This is a genomic window from Streptococcus sp. DAT741 (genome assembly GCF_009866825.1).
GTDB lineage: Bacteria > Bacillota > Bacilli > Lactobacillales > Streptococcaceae > Streptococcus > Streptococcus ruminantium.
Genome location: NZ_CP019557.1, coordinates 738,932 through 755,336 on the forward strand (window position 1 = coordinate 738,932; position 16,405 = coordinate 755,336).

The 16,405-nt window shown below is 41.7% G+C and carries 18 protein-coding genes; 15 read left to right on the top strand and 3 right to left on the bottom strand.

Annotated features, from left to right (window positions below; translation table 11 throughout):
- Positions 1-60 precede the first annotated feature (60 nt).
- Genes BZG42_RS03570 through BZG42_RS10195 form a run of 3 tightly spaced genes read right to left on the bottom strand, consistent with a single transcriptional unit; the run spans position 61 to position 1,915 of the window.
- Positions 61-876, bottom strand: coding sequence for a TIGR03943 family putative permease subunit (locus BZG42_RS03570; RefSeq protein ID WP_024532396.1), 816 nt, complete (start codon positions 874-876; stop codon positions 61-63).
- Positions 873-1,778 carry a permease gene (locus BZG42_RS03575; protein ID WP_120171521.1) on the bottom strand — a complete coding sequence of 302 codons (906 nt, stop codon included), beginning with the start codon at positions 1,776-1,778 and terminating at the stop codon, positions 873-875. The genes BZG42_RS03570 and BZG42_RS03575 overlap by 4 nt, the downstream gene beginning before the upstream one ends.
- Before the next feature lie 2 nt (positions 1,779-1,780).
- Positions 1,781-1,915 carry an SPJ_0845 family protein gene (locus BZG42_RS10195; RefSeq protein ID WP_257875377.1) on the bottom strand — a complete coding sequence of 45 codons (135 nt, stop codon included), beginning with the start codon at positions 1,913-1,915 and terminating at the stop codon, positions 1,781-1,783.
- A gap of 206 nt (positions 1,916-2,121) precedes the next feature.
- Between BZG42_RS10195 and ligA the strand changes: the two genes are divergently transcribed.
- From ligA to BZG42_RS03650, 15 genes are all read left to right on the top strand, one after another.
- Complete coding sequence (ligA, locus tag BZG42_RS03580; protein WP_155964523.1) at positions 2,122-4,080, top strand: NAD-dependent DNA ligase LigA; 1,959 nt, start codon at positions 2,122-2,124, stop codon at positions 4,078-4,080.
- A gap of 9 nt (positions 4,081-4,089) precedes the next feature.
- Entirely contained in the window at positions 4,090-5,136 is a 1,047-nt protein-coding gene (locus BZG42_RS03585; protein ID WP_120171523.1) for a diacylglycerol kinase family lipid kinase, read from the top strand.
- 140 nt (positions 5,137-5,276) lie between these two features.
- Entirely contained in the window at positions 5,277-5,477 is a 201-nt protein-coding gene (locus BZG42_RS03590) for a F0F1 ATP synthase subunit C (protein ID WP_024532400.1), read from the top strand.
- Between the two features lie 36 nt (positions 5,478-5,513).
- Positions 5,514-6,230 carry a F0F1 ATP synthase subunit A gene (gene atpB, locus BZG42_RS03595; protein ID WP_024532401.1) on the top strand — a complete coding sequence of 239 codons (717 nt, stop codon included), beginning with the start codon at positions 5,514-5,516 and terminating at the stop codon, positions 6,228-6,230.
- 17 nt (positions 6,231-6,247) lie between these two features.
- The gene (gene atpF / locus BZG42_RS03600; RefSeq protein WP_155964524.1) at positions 6,248-6,754 is read left to right on the top strand and encodes a F0F1 ATP synthase subunit B; all 507 of its coding nucleotides are present in this window, start codon (positions 6,248-6,250) and stop codon (positions 6,752-6,754) included.
- Positions 6,755-7,288: a F0F1 ATP synthase subunit delta gene (locus tag BZG42_RS03605; RefSeq protein ID WP_024532403.1), complete on the top strand. Its 534-nt coding sequence runs from the start codon at positions 6,755-6,757 to the stop codon at positions 7,286-7,288. It begins immediately after the preceding gene.
- Positions 7,289-7,291: 3 nt separating this feature from the next.
- The gene (atpA, locus tag BZG42_RS03610) at positions 7,292-8,812 is read left to right on the top strand and encodes a F0F1 ATP synthase subunit alpha (RefSeq protein ID WP_165437165.1); all 1,521 of its coding nucleotides are present in this window, start codon (positions 7,292-7,294) and stop codon (positions 8,810-8,812) included.
- An 11-nt stretch (positions 8,813-8,823) separates the two neighbouring features.
- Positions 8,824-9,702 (top strand): F0F1 ATP synthase subunit gamma, encoded by an 879-nt coding sequence (locus tag BZG42_RS03615; protein ID WP_024532405.1) that lies wholly within the window; start codon positions 8,824-8,826, stop codon positions 9,700-9,702.
- A gap of 171 nt (positions 9,703-9,873) precedes the next feature.
- Positions 9,874-11,280 (top strand): F0F1 ATP synthase subunit beta, encoded by a 1,407-nt coding sequence (gene atpD, locus BZG42_RS03620; RefSeq protein WP_024532406.1) that lies wholly within the window; start codon positions 9,874-9,876, stop codon positions 11,278-11,280.
- 9 nt (positions 11,281-11,289) lie between these two features.
- Complete coding sequence (locus BZG42_RS03625; protein ID WP_155970839.1) at positions 11,290-11,706, top strand: F0F1 ATP synthase subunit epsilon; 417 nt, start codon at positions 11,290-11,292, stop codon at positions 11,704-11,706.
- Positions 11,707-11,869: 163 nt separating this feature from the next.
- Complete coding sequence (locus BZG42_RS03630; protein ID WP_032537890.1) at positions 11,870-12,097, top strand: DUF1146 family protein; 228 nt, start codon at positions 11,870-11,872, stop codon at positions 12,095-12,097.
- A gap of 21 nt (positions 12,098-12,118) precedes the next feature.
- A complete protein-coding gene (gene murA / locus BZG42_RS03635; protein ID WP_155969961.1) occupies positions 12,119-13,402 on the top strand; it encodes a UDP-N-acetylglucosamine 1-carboxyvinyltransferase in 1,284 nt (427 codons plus the stop codon).
- Positions 13,395-13,586: a DNA-directed RNA polymerase subunit beta gene (locus BZG42_RS03640; protein ID WP_120171528.1), complete on the top strand. Its 192-nt coding sequence runs from the start codon at positions 13,395-13,397 to the stop codon at positions 13,584-13,586. Before murA ends, BZG42_RS03640 begins: the two co-directional genes overlap by 8 nt.
- A gap of 29 nt (positions 13,587-13,615) precedes the next feature.
- Entirely contained in the window at positions 13,616-14,458 is an 843-nt protein-coding gene (locus BZG42_RS03645; protein WP_155970840.1) for a DNA/RNA non-specific endonuclease, read from the top strand.
- 188 nt (positions 14,459-14,646) lie between these two features.
- On the top strand, positions 14,647-16,200 hold the full coding sequence (locus BZG42_RS03650; protein WP_120171530.1) for an MFS transporter: 1,554 nt from the start codon (positions 14,647-14,649) through the stop codon (positions 16,198-16,200).
- Positions 16,201-16,405 lie beyond the last annotated feature (205 nt).

The following is a 16,405-nucleotide window of genomic DNA, read 5'->3' on the forward strand; positions in this document are numbered from 1 at the left end:
TCAGTATGAACATCATTATAGCATAAATTGTCAGAAAATTTGCTTTTTAGGTATAGGGGATCAGAAAATTCGATAAACATAAGGAGATTTGGGGCGTTCAATTTGTACAATAGAGTTCAGATTCAGAGTTGGTAGACTCTGCTTCAAGGAGGTGTGGTAAGTTATTTTGATGACACCGCTGGCCTTGACCCAAGTGTTGTCGGGAAAATTAGTATCCAATCCAGTAGATAACAATCCATAGACTCCCGAATCGGCAATACAATGGATGATGCCAAAGCGAAAAATAAATTGCTGGTTGGCATTGTTAGGATCATTGTAGACAAAGCCAACAAGTTCGATACTTTTTCCAGTAAACTCCTTAGGATAGTTATAAATAGCTTCCATGACCTCCATATAGTTTTGACTCGTAACAGTAATCTTCTCCTCTGCTAGGTAGCGGTTAGCTGTATCCCGCATCTTGTTTTGGTAATCTGATTTGGTGAAGTAGATAGAGGTGTCTGGCTTGAGATATTGAACCGTTGTTCCCTCTTGTTTTTGTACGGCTGTATCATTTTGAGCGGCTAAGGGAAAATGATAGCCTTTGGCAGCGACGATGGTTGCATCTAGGCTAACCGTTGGAAATAACCAAGCGATTGCCAGAGGAATGATTAGCAGTACGATGCTGGTAAGTCGAGCGGATTTTTTTGTTAAATGGCTGTGCGTTTCAATCTCTTTCATCCAGACAATGAGTTGGACGATGGCAAGAATAAAGGACAAGACCATGGATAAGTAAGCTAAGTAAGTATAGTGCAGATTGATATACTGATCTAGTTTCCCTGATATATAGAGATACATAGTCATTTCAAAATAACCTGCGAGAATTAAAAAACGAATCATGCCAAACCTCCAATTAGCAAGCTATATCCTAAGATGACAAAAACAATCACAACGATGAATCCCAGAATAAATTTCCCTTTAAAATAATGTTTCATCATCATCAGATTTTTGACATCTATCATCGGACCGATAACCAAAAAAGCCATGACGGGGGCAAAGCCGAAGCTAGAGAGTAAGGAAGAACCGATAAAAGCATCTGCTTCAGAACAAAGAGAAAGAAGAAAAGCTAGCACCATCATCAGTAAAATGGCCGTTACAGGATGATGACCGATAGAAGTTAAAACTGCCGTAGGAACATAGACTTGCACTAGGCTAGCAAAAAGGCACCCCAATACTAGGTAGCGGCCTGTATCGAAAAATTCATCAATGGAGTGAATCAAAGCATAAGCTATTTTTTGCCAACCAGTTTTGTCTGAAAAATCATGTTGGTGACAACTAGTGGGGTTACCCTTTACGATTGGCTCTTTGATGAAAAATCCTAGGCTTATCCCTAAAACCAAGGCCACCAAAATCGACCCAATCGCTCGATAGAAAGCAAAGGTGATGGAATTACCAAAAGCTGTAAAGGTGGCGAATAGGACAATGGGGTTGATGACAGGAGCAGTTACCAAAAAAGGTACAGCGGTATAGCTCGGTACCTTTTTTTCCAATAATCGATTGACGATGGGAACAATTCCACACTCACAAGATGGAAAAATGAAGCCGATAAAGGTCCCAAAAAGAATGGCTAATACCTTATTTTGGGGTAAGAATTTATGAATTTTATCAGGGGTCACAAAAACTTCGATAAAGCCAGAAATAATAGCTCCAATCAGGACAAAAGGAAGGGCCTCAATGATAATTGATAAAAAAATAGCTCCAGCCTGTAAGACGGAAGTGGGGAGTTGATCAAATCCAAACATATTTATTTTCCATCAGCTTTCTGTTCAGCTACCTTGGGCTTAGTATCTGGAAATTCGACTTCTTCTAGTTTCTCAAAAGAAGCAAACTCTTCCAGCATCTTTTCTAAATCATTTTGTTTTTTATATGTTATAGCCATAGGATACCTCCAAATGTTTTTGCTAAGGCACTCGGTCGCTCAAGAGCAATAAGTTGATTCCTCTTTTTACTCAGAACGATTTTGATTTTCATGATTATTATTATACCTTTTTTTTGAAAATTTATCTAAAGTAATCCATTGCAATCCTGCTTCAAATTGAAGATTAAAATTAGCTGAGCTGTTTGAAATCATGATATAATATTTGTATGGAAACAAGAATATCAGAATTGGTGAGCATGCTGAATCGGTATGCTAAGGAATACTACCAACTAGACAACCCTAGTGTATCGGATGCAGAATACGATAGACTCTATCGTGAGTTGGTTGAGTTAGAAAATGCCCATCCAGAACTTATTTTGCCGGATAGTCCTACCCACCGAGTTGGTGGGAAGATACTGGATGGATTTGAGAAATACAGTCATGTTTATCCCTTATTTAGTTTGCAGGATGCTTTTTCACGTGCTGAATTGGATGCCTTTGATCAGCGGGTTCGCAAGGAATTCCCGCAGGCTAGCTATATCTGTGAACTTAAGATTGATGGTCTTTCAATTTCTTTGACCTATGAAGCTGGAAATTTTGTGGTTGGTGCAACACGAGGTGATGGAAGTATTGGAGAAAACATTACTGAAAACCTCAAAAGAGTGGCAGATATTCCCTTGACTCTGACAGAAGCGGTGGATATAACGGTACGTGGTGAATGCTACATGCCCAAGTCTTCATTTGCCCGTGTCAACAAACAGCGTCAGGAAGCAGGGGAAGCTGAGTTTGCCAATCCACGCAATGCTGCTGCAGGAACCCTCCGTCAGCTAGATACGGGAGTGGTAGCTAGACGTGGGTTGGCTACCTTTCTCTATCAAGAGGCTGGTCCCTCTGATGCGCCTAGTCAGTCTGATGTACTTCATAAATTAGATCGTTTAGGCTTTGTAATCAATCAGGATTATCAGTTGGCAGATTCCATAGATGAAGTGTGGGACTTTATCGAAAAAATGGCGGAGCAACGAGATGATTTGCCTTATGAAATTGATGGTGTTGTGATTAAGGTCAATGACCTAGCTATCCAAGAGGAATTAGGATTTACAGTCAAAGCACCGCGTTGGGCCATTGCTTACAAGTTTCCGGCTGAAGAAAAAGAAGCAGAGCTTCTATCTGTTGATTGGACAGTGGGGCGGACAGGAGTCGTTACGCCAACGGCCAATCTCAGTCCAGTCCAATTAGCAGGAACAACGGTCAGTCGGGCGACTCTCCACAATGTGGATTATATTGCAGAAAAAGATATTCGTATTGGCGATACAGTCTTAGTCTACAAGGCAGGAGATATTATTCCAGCGGTCCTAAAGGTAGTGGATAGGGAGCGTACCAATCAAGAACCAATGCCGATTCCAAGTGAATGTCCAAGCTGCTCAGGTAGACTGCAACACTACGAGGATGAGGTGGCGCTCCGTTGTATTAATCCACTTTGTCCAAGTCAGTTAATGAGTAAGTTGGAGCATTTTGCTAGCCGCGATGCGATGAACATTTCTGGCTTGGGAACTTCTATTGTAGAGAAACTTTTCCAAGCAGGTTTGGTTCATGACGTAGCAGATATTTACAAGCTGACGGTGGAAGATTTGTTGACTTTGGATGGCTTTAAAGAAAAATCAGCCGAAAAACTTTATCAATCCATTCAGGCTTCTAAACATAATTCTGCCGAACGTCTCTTGTTTGGTTTGGGAATCCGCCATGTTGGGAATAAGGCGAGTAAGATTTTACTAGCATCATTCAACAGTATAGAAAAAATAGCAAATGCTGATTTAGAATCTATTTCCAGCTTGGAAGGATTGGGACAAGTCATTGCTCAATCGCTCGTAACCTACTTTACTAGTCAAGGAGCACAACAACTACTGAGTGAACTGAAAGAAGCAGAGGTAAATTTATCCTACTTGGGGCAGTCGGTAGCCGAAAATGCAGTCCTGTCAGGTATGACAGTGGTATTGACTGGAAAATTAGAACGGATGAAGCGCAGTGTAGCGAAGGAAAAACTAGAAGCCCTAGGTGCCAATGTGGCAGGATCTGTTTCTAAGAAGACAAACCTTGTAGTTGCAGGAGCAGATGCAGGGAGTAAATTAGCTAAGGCTCAAGAGCTAGGGATTGAAATCAAGGATGAAGCCTGGTTGGAAAGTCTGTAAGGTGAGACGATGAAAAGAAGAAAATGTGCGAGATTGATCTATAATCCGACCTCTGGTCAGGAGATAATGAAGAAAAATATAGCAGGGGTACTGGAGGTACTAGAGGGATATGGCTATGAGACATCAGCTTTCCAGACCACAGTTGAGAAAGACTCTGCCAAAAATGAAGCTAGGCGTGCAGCCCTTGCGGGTTTTGATCTAATTATCGCAGCTGGAGGAGATGGAACCATCAATGAAGTTGTCAACGGTATTGCTCCTCTGGACAAGCGTCCTAAGATGGCTATCATTCCAGCGGGGACGACCAATGATTATGCGCGTGCTTTAAAAATACCTAGAGGAAATCCTGTAGAAGCTGCGAAGGTTATAGGCAAGAAACAGACTATTTTGATGGATATTGGTCTGGCGAAAAATCAAAAAGATGGCTTTCATCAAGAACATTACTTTATCAATATTGCTGCGGCAGGAACGCTGACAGAATTAACCTATAGTGTTCCAAGCCAGCTCAAAACCATGTTTGGCTACCTAGCTTATGTCGTTAAAGGAGCCGAACTATTGCCACAAGTCCAGTTTACACCTGTTCGTGTAGAACATGATGGAGGAGTATTTGAAGGTTCCATCTCAATGATTTTTGTTGCCCTAACCAATTCGATTGGGGGCTTTGAACAAATCGTACCAGATGCCAAACTAGATGATGGTAATTTTACACTTTTGATGGTGAAAACTGGAAATCTGTTTGAGATTTTACGCCTGATTGGTCAGGTCTTAGATGGCGGAAAGCATACGGACAGCGATTTGGTGGAGTATATCAAAACACGAAGTTTATCAATTGAAAATCTTGCTCCAGACAATCGTCTCTTGTTAAACTTAGATGGCGAATTTGGCGGAGAGGCCCCTGTTCGTTTGTATAATCTCTCTAATCATATAGAATTTTTTGCAGATACAGATCTCGTTTCAGATGATGCTATCACTCTTGATACGGAGCAACTCAATCGCGAGGATATGGCAAAACGTTTCATTGAGGAGACCAGCCGTATGGACGAAACTATAGACTATTAAATAGGAAGAAAAGATGGGAATATCTTTTCTTTTTCTTTTGTAAAAACGAATTAAACGCTTTCAATATCGGTATTTTCTTGACAAACAGATGTTTTAGGAGTATCCTTACATGGTATTAAATTTTAAAAGGAGAATTCGTTATGAGTTTAGGCGCATTGGCCCTTGGTCTGGCCTGTCTTGGTGTAAGTATCGGTGAAGGACTGTTGGTGGCTTCATATCTCAGTTCGACTGCACGTCAACCAGAAATGCAAAGTAAGTTGATGGCTGGTGTATTTTTGGGTGTTGCCTTTATTGAGGGAACTTTCTTCGTAACTTTGGCGATGACATTTGTTTTGAGATAGTAGAAAATAGAGAAATAGAAAAGGGGGGAACCTCCATTGGAAGAACAATTAAGTCCAACCCTTACCCTTGGTCCCGTAACCTTTGACCTGACCATGGTATTGGTTTCTGTCATTACCATTTCCATTATTTTCTTACTTGTTTTTTTGGCTAGTCGTCGGATGGAACTCAAGCCGAAAGGAAAACAGAATGTTTTGGAGTATGTTTACGAGTTGACCATCAATTTTACCAAAGGCAATCTTGGAGATGAGGAAGCTAAGCGTTATTCCTTGTTCTTTTTTACAGTATTTACTTTTCTTTTAGTTGCCAATAATTTGGGGTTGATAACGAAGTTGGAAACAACAGAGGGACACAATTTATGGACTTCTCCGACAGCGAATATGGCTTATGACTTTGGTCTTGCTGGAATCGCTATTCTTTTTTGTCATATTGAGGGAATTCGCCGCCGTGGCTTTAAGAGCTATCTAAAATCTTTTGTGACTCCGTGGGCTATGGCACCAATGAACATCCTAGAAGAAGTGACTAATCTCGTTTCACTCGCACTTCGTTTGTACGGTAATATCTATGCCGGTGAAGTACTTGTTTCTCTTCTTTTACGATTATCACAACAAAGTGCACTTGCGTATCCAATTGCCTTTGCTCTAAACGTTGTTTGGACAGGTTTTTCTGTATTCATTTCATGCTTACAGGGGTATGTATTTATTATGTTGGTATCTATGTACTTAAATAAAAAAATCAGTAGCGAGAGTGAATAGGAAAGGGAAAGACAATTATGGCAACATTTATTACAATGCAATCTAGTACCGTTCTTGGAAACTTTATCTTGGTAACCGCCTCATTTGTGGTACTTATCGTTCTTATTCGTGTATTTGCATGGAATAAGATTACTGGGATTTTTGAAGAACGCGCAAACAAGATTGCAAACGATATAGACGCTGCAGAAGAAAAGTTGGCAGTAGCAGCCAACCTTGTTCAACAGCGTGAGGATGAATTGATACAAGGTCGTATTGAGGGTCAAAAGATTATTCAGGATGCAGTTGAGCGTGCTAAGCTAGAGAAAAAACGTATTCTTGAGCAGGCTGACATCGAAATTCAAGGTTTAAAACAAAAGGCAGAATTAGAAATCGAGGCTGATAAGCGTGAAGCACAAGAAAACTTACGTGTTCAAGTAGCTGAGTTGGCTGTCGATTTGGCAGGAAAGATCATATTTGAAGATTTGGACCAGCAAGCACATAGCAACTTGATTGACCGGTATTTGGACAAACTAGGAGACAAGTAGATGAACGCTAGAGAAAATGCCATTGTGCAAAAGTATGCTCTATCATTTGTTGAAAAAGTCAGTGATCATGAGGAGATTTGGGAGATGTATGACCAGATTTCTGACCTGATTTCGATTATCCATGATAGCAAGCTAAATCGTCTCTTACTGTCTGGGACAGTATCTAGGGAGGAAAAGGCTAAGTTTGTAAGAACGGTGCGTCAATCTAGGTTCTGGCAAATCAATGACCTGCTTGAAGATGTTATTCAAGGTGGTCATGCACACTTGCTGCTTGAAACGCTCGAACGTGTCCAATTACAAATTAGCAAATTTAAAAACGAATTTGAAGCCCGAGTGGTTTCAGTCTATCCTTTGACGGAAGAACAAAAAGAGCGCCTTCGTCACTTGGTAGAACAGCGATTTGCCTTGCGTGTAAGGAGTATCATTGAGGAGCTAGACCAGAGTCTTCTTGGCGGCTTCATCGTGACAGTCAATCACAAGGTAATTGATGCAAGCGTTCGGACACAGTTGAAGGACGTTAGGAAAAAACTTTAGAAAATAGAAAGTGGTGTTCTTTTGATTAATGCACAAGAAATTAGCGCTTTACTAAAACAACAAATTGAGGACTTTCAGCCTGACTTTGACTATACAGAGACTGGTGTTGTAACCTACATTGGTGACGGTATTGCCCGTGCGCAAGGTCTTGATAATGCTATGAGTGGAGAGCTTTTGGTATTTGAAAATGGCACCATAGGTATGGCTCAAAACTTGGAGACCAATGATGTCGGTATCATCATTCTTGGTCAATTCACAGATATTCGTGAGGGGTCAGTTGTTCGTCGTACTGGTAAGATTATGGAAGTTCCTGTTGGTTCAGCCTTAATCGGTCGTGTCATCAATCCACTTGGTCAACCGGTAGATGGACTTGGGGAAATTCGCACGACTAAGACGCGTCCCATTGAATACCCAGCTCCGGGTGTTATGCAGCGGAAATCAGTGAATGAGCCTTTGCAAACAGGCTTGAAAGCCATTGATGCTTTGGTTCCGATTGGTCGTGGACAAAGGGAATTGATTATCGGCGATCGTCAGACTGGTAAAACTTCTGTGGCTATTGATGCGATTCTCAACCAAAAAGGCCAAGATATGATTTGTATCTACGTGGCTATTGGTCAGAAGGAGTCCACAGTTCGTACACAGGTAGAAACTCTTCGTCAATATGGTGCCTTGGATTACACAATCGTTGTAACAGCATCAGCCTCTCAACCTTCGCCCTTGCTTTTCTTAGCACCGTACGCTGGGGTTGCTATGGCAGAAGAGTTCATGTATGAAGGCAAACATGTTTTGATTGTTTATGATGACCTGTCAAAACAGGCGGTAGCCTACCGTGAGTTATCTCTCTTGCTTCGTCGTCCTCCGGGTCGCGAAGCCTATCCAGGGGATGTTTTCTATCTGCATAGTCGTTTGCTTGAACGTTCTGCTAAGGTATCTGATGAATTGGGTGGTGGCTCCATCACAGCTCTGCCCTTTATCGAAACACAAGCCGGTGATATTTCAGCTTATATCGCAACAAACGTTATCTCGATTACTGATGGGCAAATTTTCTTGAAGGATGATTTGTTTAACTCGGGTATCCGTCCGGCTATTGATGCTGGTTCTTCTGTATCGCGTGTAGGTGGTTCGGCTCAGATTAAGGCTATGAAGAAGGTTGCAGGAACCTTGCGTATTGACTTGGCGTCTTATCGTGAGTTGGAAGCATTTACCCAATTTGGATCTGACTTGGATGCGGCTACGCAAGCCAAGCTAAATCGTGGTCGTCGAACGGTAGAAGTGCTCAAACAGCCCTTGCATCAGCCGCTTCCAGTTGAAAAACAAGTTTTGATTTTGTATGCTTTGACAAACGGCTATCTGGACTCAGTACCGATTGATGATATTCTAGCTTTTGAAGAAGAGTTGTATGCTTATTTTGATTTGCACTACGATAATCTTTTGGACATCATTCGTACAACTAAGGATCTTCCAGATACAGATGAGTTGAATGCTGCTATTCAGGCTTTCAAAGACCAGTCTGTCTTTAAGTAAAGGAGTGAGTTATGGCAGGTTCTCTCAATGAAATTAAATCAAAAATTGCATCAACTAAGAAAACCAGTCAAATCACCGGTGCCATGCAGATGGTTTCGGCATCTAAGTTGGCCAAATCGGAGCAACTAGCGAAGTCTTTTCAGATATATGCCAGCAAGGTACGTCAAATCACGACAGATCTCTTGCGTGGAGAATTGATGGCTTCAGATACTAGCAATCCAATGCTGATTCGTCGTCCTGTCCAAAAGTCTGGCTATATTGTGATTACATCTGATAGTGGTCTAAAGGGTTCTTATAACTCAAGTATTTTGAAGGCAGTCATGGGCATGATTGAACAAGATCATAGTTCAAAGGATGAGTATGAGATTATTGCCATTGGTAGTATGGGGGCAGATTTTTTCCGTGCTCGTGGTATCAATCCTGTCTTTGAATTGCGAGGTTTGGCAGACAATCCAAGTTTTGAAGAAGTTCAGAAGATTATATCTAAATCTGTTGAAATGTATAAAAATGAACTTTTTGATGAACTCTATGTCTGCTACAACCATCATGTCAATAGTTTGACTAGTCAGGTACGTGTACAACAGATGCTTCCAGTAGAGGATTTGGACCATAATGAAGCAGACGGCTATACAGCAACGTTTGAGTTGGAGCCAAGCCGTGAAGTGATTTTGGAACAACTGCTGACACAGTATGCCGAGTCTACCATTTATGGAGCTATTTTGGATGCTAAGACAGCTGAAAATGCGGCTGGAATGACAGCCATGCAGACAGCAACGGATAATGCTAAGAATGTCATTACAGATTTGACGATTCAATACAATAGGGCTCGTCAGGCAGCTATCACTCAGGAAATTACTGAGATTGTGGCAGGTGCCTCAGCCCTTGAGTAATTTTAAGTCTTTGAATATCAAATCCCTACTCTGTTAAGAGACTTGATGGGTGAAAGGCTCTACTGATGAAAATACTCAGTTTTCGACCTAAAAAGTAGTAGAATCTATCTTTGTCTTCGTTTTCGAGGCTGAATTTGGTATTCATTGAGCAATAGAAATAGAGGAAATAGAATGAGTTCAGGCAAAATTACTCAGGTTGTCGGACCAGTTGTAGACGTGGCGTTTGCAGCAGAGGATAAGCTTCCTGAGATTAACAACGCACTCGTTGTATATAAAAATGATGATTCCAAACAAAAAGTCGTGCTTGAAGTTGCTCTGGAGCTTGGAGATGGCGTTGTGCGAACCATTGCCATGGAATCAACGGATGGATTGACTCGTGGAATGGAAGTTCTTGATACGGGTCGTCCTATTTCGGTTCCAGTCGGTAAGGAAACGCTCGGTCGTGTCTTTAACGTTTTAGGGGATACGATTGATCTTGAGGAGTCTTTTCCGGAAGACTTCAAACGTGATCCGATTCACAAGAAAGCCCCGGCCTTTGATGAGTTATCTACTTCGAGCGAGATTTTAGAAACAGGAATCAAGGTTATTGACCTTTTGGCACCTTATCTAAAAGGTGGTAAGGTTGGTCTATTCGGTGGTGCCGGGGTTGGTAAAACGGTTCTTATCCAAGAATTGATTCATAACATTGCTCAAGAACACGGTGGTATCTCAGTGTTTACCGGAGTTGGCGAGCGGACTCGTGAGGGGAATGACCTTTACTGGGAAATGAAGGAATCAGGTGTTATCGAAAAAACCGCTATGGTCTTTGGTCAGATGAATGAACCACCAGGTGCCCGTATGCGGGTGGCTCTTACTGGTCTGACAATCGCGGAATATTTTCGTGATGTTGAGGGGCAGGATGTCTTGCTCTTCATTGATAACATCTTCCGCTTCACTCAGGCAGGTTCGGAAGTTTCAGCTCTTTTGGGACGTATGCCATCAGCCGTTGGTTACCAGCCAACTCTTGCGACTGAAATGGGGCAATTACAGGAACGGATTACATCTACGAAGAAAGGCTCTGTTACATCTATTCAGGCTATTTATGTCCCAGCAGATGACTATACAGATCCAGCGCCAGCGACAGCTTTTGCCCACTTGGATTCGACAACAAACTTGGAGCGTAAATTGACCCAGTTGGGTATCTATCCCGCAGTGGATCCTTTGGCTTCCTCTTCTCGTGCCCTTGCTCCGCAAATTGTTGGTGAAGAGCACTATGCAGTAGCGATGGAAGTCAAGCGTGTCCTTCAGCGTTATCAGGAATTACAGGATATCATCGCCATCCTTGGTATGGACGAACTATCAGATGAAGAAAAGACCCTGGTTAATCGTGCGCGTCGTATTCAGTTCTTCTTGTCGCAAAACTTTAACGTTGCTGAGCAATTTACTGGCATGCCTGGTTCCTATGTTCCAGTAGCTGAGACTGTTAAGGGCTTCAAGGAAATCTTGGATGGAAAGCATGATCATTTACCAGAGGATGCATTCCGAAATGTCGGTTCCATTGAGGATGTAGTCGCTAAAGCTGCTAAAATGAAATTCTAGAGGTGGTCTATGGCACAAATGACTGTTCAAATCGTGACTCCTGATGGGTTAAAATACGATCACCGTGCGACCTTTGTCTTAGTTAAAACAGTAGATGGCGAGATGGGGATTTATTCAGGGCATGAAGAGTTGATTGCTGTTTTGGAAATCGGTGAAATGAAAGTACGTCGCGTTGATGACGAAAACCATGTGGACTGGATTGCGGTCAATGGTGGAATTATTGAAGTTAACAAAGATGTGATTACGGTTGTTTCCGATTCAGCAGAGCGGGCACGAGATATTGATATCAGCCGTGCGGAACGTGCCAAATTGCGAGCAGAGCGTGAATTGGAAGAAGCACAAAATGCCCGTAATATTGATCTGGAGATGCGGGCGGCTGTTGCTCTTCAACGTGCGATAAACCGTATTCGTGTTGGAAAGCACTAATGTAGCCCGACCTTTATGCTATCTTTGCTTTTCCAATCCTTTGTAAGGCTTGGGTAGAAAACTACTTTCCGAACTGTTGGAGCTAGTACCAAAAAGAAAAAGACTATATATGGGGTTGGACTTGTCCAAGTCCCATTTTTCAATTTCATGGTATAATGAGAGTATGGCAACATCAATTTTACAATTATTCAGTCATATACTTTTTATCTATCTGGCTCATCATCTACTGGTAACAACCGTTGATTGGACAAAGTGGTTGATAGTAACGAGAGATAACCAACGCAGGACGAACACACTGGTTCTATTTTTAGCCATTGTGTTGGGCTATCTTGTCTCTACATTCTTTTTAGAATTGTTGATGATTGGTCGTTCTTTTGCGAGGCTTGGATAAAGAGTAGGAAGAGGATGATAGATGGATACAATTATTGTTAGAGGCAGTCGATCTGGTTTAAAAGGTCAGGTTGAGATTGAAGGGGCTAAGAATGCTGTCCTTCCCCTGCTAGCTGCGACGGTCTTGGCGAGTCAAGGGCAGACACGATTGCTGCAAGTGCCAATTTTGTCAGATGTTTATACGATGAACAATGTTGTTCGGGGGCTCGGTGTTCGAGTCAAATTTGATGAGGAAAGTAAGGCGATTACTATCGATGCAACTGGAAAGCTCGGTAGTGAAACGCCTTATAAGTATGTCAGTCAGATGCGGGCTTCTATTGTTATTCTAGGACCAATTTTGGCTCGAAATGGCTATGCTAAAGTTTCTATGCCAGGTGGATGTACCATTGGAAGTCGCCCTATTGATTTGCATTTGAAAGGCTTACAAGCCTTAGGGGCAAAGATTAAGCAACGTGCGGGTTATATTGAGGTGAGTGCGGAGAAGCTGCGAGGAGCGCATATCTACCTTGATTTTCCAAGTGTAGGCGCTACGCAGAATTTGATGATGGCAGCAACTCTTGCTAACGGTACAACAGTACTAGAAAATGCTGCGCGCGAACCTGAAATTGTTGACTTAGCTATTTTTCTGAATAAAATGGGGGCTAAGGTAAAAGGAGCAGGAACAGAGACCATCATTATTACCGGTGTAGAAAGATTGACCGGTGCAGAACATCAAGTAGTGCAAGACCGCATAGAGGCAGGTACGTTTATGGTAGCTGCCGCCATGACCGGTGGTGATGTCTTGATTAAGGATGCGGTTTGGGAACACAACCGTCCCTTGATTTCCAAGATGGTGGAAATGGGTGTAGAAGTGACAGAAGAAGCGGGTGGAATTCGAGTGCGTTCGCAAGTGGACAAGCTCAAACCTGTAACAGTTAAAACTCTTCCGCATCCAGGTTTTCCAACTGATATGCAGGCTCAGTTTACCGCATTGATGGCTGTTGCCAAAGGAGAGTCTACCATGATTGAGACGGTATTTGAGAATCGCTTCCAGCATCTGGAAGAAATGCGGCGAATGGATGTGCATTCGGAAATCTTACGTGATACAGCTATTATCACAGGTGGTCAGCCTCTTCAGGGGGCTCCGGTCATGTCCACAGATTTGCGAGCTAGTGCAGCTTTGATTTTAGCTGGTTTAGTGGCTGAAGGCGAGACAACTGTTGGTCGGTTGACGCACTTGGATCGCGGTTACTACCGTTTTCATGAAAAATTAGCAGCTCTTGGTGCAAGTATTGAGCGTGTAAGTGGAGAAGGAGAAGATGGATAAGGAAAATCTTAACTATGTTGGTAAAAATTTACTCTTGGTAGTAGTTGGATTGATGATTGCCATTTTAGTATTTGCTATTGGTTTAATAGTAGGTTATGGTGTTATCGGTGATGGAGATAATATGTTTGCAATCCTATCACCAGAAAAGTGGCAGGAGTTATTTAGTAAATTTACAGGAAAGTAGGGAGACCTACTTTTTAATAGGAGAGTAAAGTGGCAAAGAAAAATGTAAAAAAACAAGCCATGAGTTTGTTTAGTTTGTTGGCCACACTCATTGTAGTGGGTGGAGGCTACTTTCTAAGCAGTACGACGAATAGTAATGTTACGAATCATCCTTACTACGTCAATCAATCCAAAGCTAGTGAATCAGTACCAAGTCAAGAATTGGCTAGCTCAGTATTGACAGAAAATGTAAAAAAGCAACTCGGAACTAAGATTGAGTGGAACGGAGCAGGTGCTTTCTTCATCAATGGGAATAAAACCAATCTAGATGCATCGGTAGCTAGTGCTCCTTATGGAGAAAATAAAACCAAGATTGTACAGGGAAAAATGGTACCGACGGTTGCAAATGCTCTTTTAGCAAAATCAACCCGTCAGTACAAGGACCGAGATGAAACAGGAAAGGGGCGTACCTCTTGGACTCCTGCTGGCTGGCATCAGATCCATGGCTTATCAGGGGAATATGATCATGCAGTTGATCGAGGCCATTTACTAGGCTATGCCTTGATTGGTGGGCTTTCTGGTTTTGATGCTTCAACAAGCAATCCTAAGAACATAGCTGTTCAGACAGCTTGGTCCAATCAAGCCAATGACCAAGCTTCTACCGGGCAAAATTATTTTGAAAGTCAGATTCGTCGGGCGTTGGATAAAAATAAGCGTGTCCGCTACCGTGTGACACTGATTTATGCAGAGGACAATGACTTGATTCCAGTTGGGAGTCATTTAGAAGCAAAAGCAGCAGATGGAAGTCTAGAATTTAATGTTTTTGTGCCAAATGTACAAAGTGGTTTGAGTATCAATTATCGTACTGGTAAGATTACAGTCAATCCCCACTAGAATTATCAGATGAATTTTCAATTAAATTAGCAAATATATCAGACGATTTATACGATAAATCGTCTTTTTTTCTTTGAAGTTAAAAAAATTTGCAAAAACTGTTGACAAATCATCAGATGAATATTAGAATAATAGTTAAGAAAACGCTTACGACTTTTGTCGTAGAAAACATTTAGGAGGAATTTCCGATGGAAAAACATGTTGAACAACGTGTTGAAGATGTTACTTATAACAGAGCAAAGTTGTGGCAGATTATTTTATTCGCCTTAAATAATTCTTCGACGAATATTTATCTGGTTGCCTTTACTTTTGTGACTTATTTGTCGACAGGCGTGCTTGGTTTAGCAGCGCTATTTGTTAGCCAATTGATGGGGTATATCCGTATTTTTGATGGCTTCATTGATCCAACAATCGGAGTTATTATTGATAAGACAGATACTAAATTTGGTAAATATCGTCCAATCTTGGTTTTGGGTAATATCATCACTGCCTGCTCTCTCTTTATGATGCTTGGTTTGAGTGGTGTTGGTGAAAGTCTACGTCTTCCACTGTTTATCCTCGTCATGATTATCCACAAAATTGGTTATTCGCTCCAACAAACAATCACTAAGGCTGGACAAGTTGCGCTCACCAATGATCCGAAACAACGTCCAATCTTTAACATTGTTGATGGTATCGCCACAACGGTTTTGATGACAGGTAGTCAAGTTGTTGTTTCAGGTACCTTGGTTCCAAAATATGGTGGCTTTACTGCTGAATTTTTCCAAGTACTTTTTACAGGCGTAGTGATTATTTCAGCAGTGCTCGGTATTTTAGCTATTATTGGTATCTGGGAAAAAGATAATAAGAAATACTTTGGTCTTGGTGAGAAAACACAAGAAACAAAATTGGCTGATTATTGGAAGGTCATCAAAGGTAACAGACCACTCCAAGTACTCTCTATTTCAGCAGCTTTTGTAAAGTTTGTCGCACAACTCTTTGGTGACTCTGTTCTCGGTGTTATGCTCTTTGGTATCGTCTTTGGTGACTATGCTCTTTCAGGGAAGATGTCCATGCTTCTCATTTTACCGGGTATTCTAGTGACAGTTGGAGCAGCACAGTTGGCTCGACGTAAAGGGTTGCGTTTTGCTTATGTAACTGCACTTCAACTTGGTATTGTAGGTCTAGTGGGATTGACATTCTTGTTGCTCCCAGCTCGACCAGGCATGTTGGATTTGACAAACTGGAATCTTTACACTGTCGCTTTCTTTGTAATATACATCATTGCTCGTTATGCCTCAAGTGCACCTTCTGGTTTGGTACTGACAATGGGGGCAGATATTACGGATTATGAAACTTCGGTATCGGGTCGTTATTTGTCAGGTATGATTGGTACAATTTTCTCCCTTACGGATTCTATTGCTTCATCCTTTGCACCGATGGTTATTGGTTTTGTGTTGGCTGCCATTGGTTTTGGAAAACAATACCCAACAGTTGAGACAGCATTTTCAGGTGATTTGAGAATGGCCACAATTGTCTTGTTGACAGTTATTCCTATCGTAGTTTTGTGTGTGTCATTGTTCTTGATGAAATTCTACAAACTTGATCGTGAAGAAATGGCCCGTATCCAAGAGAAAATTCATGTCATGAAAGCTGCAAAAGATGAAGAACGTGTTCGTGCTATTGCGAAAAATGTTCCTCTATCAGATATGGATTATGTTGATGTGACCAAGTACAAGGTTGATCAATATGAAGAAAAATAATATAGTCTTTATTGCCTTGCTGACTTGGAATAGTCCACTGAATTGGGATGAGTACTAGAAGCAAACAAAAAGACTATGCTCCATGAAAATTGACACGATAAGGGAATGAGTTCTTCTCTACTGGAGGCTTTGATCTTGCTGATAGGCATTCTGGTCATGAATAGCCTACGTGTAATTTTTCTTGAGTAAAGATAGTAAAGTTGAT

Excerpts from the sequence above, each read along its gene's own strand:
- atpD (WP_024532406.1), top strand. The coding sequence starts at position 9,874 with ATGAGTTCAGGCAAAATTACTCAGGTTGTCGGACCAGTTGTAGACGTG.
- atpF (WP_155964524.1), top strand. The coding sequence starts at position 6,248 with ATGGCAACATTTATTACAATGCAATCTAGTACCGTTCTTGGAAACTTT.
- BZG42_RS03630 (WP_032537890.1), top strand. The coding sequence starts at position 11,870 with ATGGCAACATCAATTTTACAATTATTCAGTCATATACTTTTTATCTAT.
- ligA (WP_155964523.1), top strand. The coding sequence starts at position 2,122 with ATGGAAACAAGAATATCAGAATTGGTGAGCATGCTGAATCGGTATGCT.
- BZG42_RS03605 (WP_024532403.1), top strand. The coding sequence starts at position 6,755 with ATGAACGCTAGAGAAAATGCCATTGTGCAAAAGTATGCTCTATCATTT.
- BZG42_RS03650 (WP_120171530.1), top strand. The coding sequence starts at position 14,647 with ATGGAAAAACATGTTGAACAACGTGTTGAAGATGTTACTTATAACAGA.
- BZG42_RS03585 (WP_120171523.1), top strand. The coding sequence starts at position 4,090 with ATGAAAAGAAGAAAATGTGCGAGATTGATCTATAATCCGACCTCTGGT.
- BZG42_RS03590 (WP_024532400.1), top strand. The coding sequence starts at position 5,277 with ATGAGTTTAGGCGCATTGGCCCTTGGTCTGGCCTGTCTTGGTGTAAGT.
- BZG42_RS03615 (WP_024532405.1), top strand. The coding sequence starts at position 8,824 with ATGGCAGGTTCTCTCAATGAAATTAAATCAAAAATTGCATCAACTAAG.
- murA (WP_155969961.1), top strand. The coding sequence starts at position 12,119 with ATGGATACAATTATTGTTAGAGGCAGTCGATCTGGTTTAAAAGGTCAG.
- BZG42_RS10195 (WP_257875377.1), bottom strand. The coding sequence starts at position 1,915 with ATGGCTATAACATATAAAAAACAAAATGATTTAGAAAAGATGCTGGAA.
- BZG42_RS03625 (WP_155970839.1), top strand. The coding sequence starts at position 11,290 with ATGGCACAAATGACTGTTCAAATCGTGACTCCTGATGGGTTAAAATAC.
- BZG42_RS03640 (WP_120171528.1), top strand. The coding sequence starts at position 13,395 with ATGGATAAGGAAAATCTTAACTATGTTGGTAAAAATTTACTCTTGGTA.
- BZG42_RS03570 (WP_024532396.1), bottom strand. The coding sequence starts at position 876 with ATGATTCGTTTTTTAATTCTCGCAGGTTATTTTGAAATGACTATGTAT.
- BZG42_RS03575 (WP_120171521.1), bottom strand. The coding sequence starts at position 1,778 with ATGTTTGGATTTGATCAACTCCCCACTTCCGTCTTACAGGCTGGAGCT.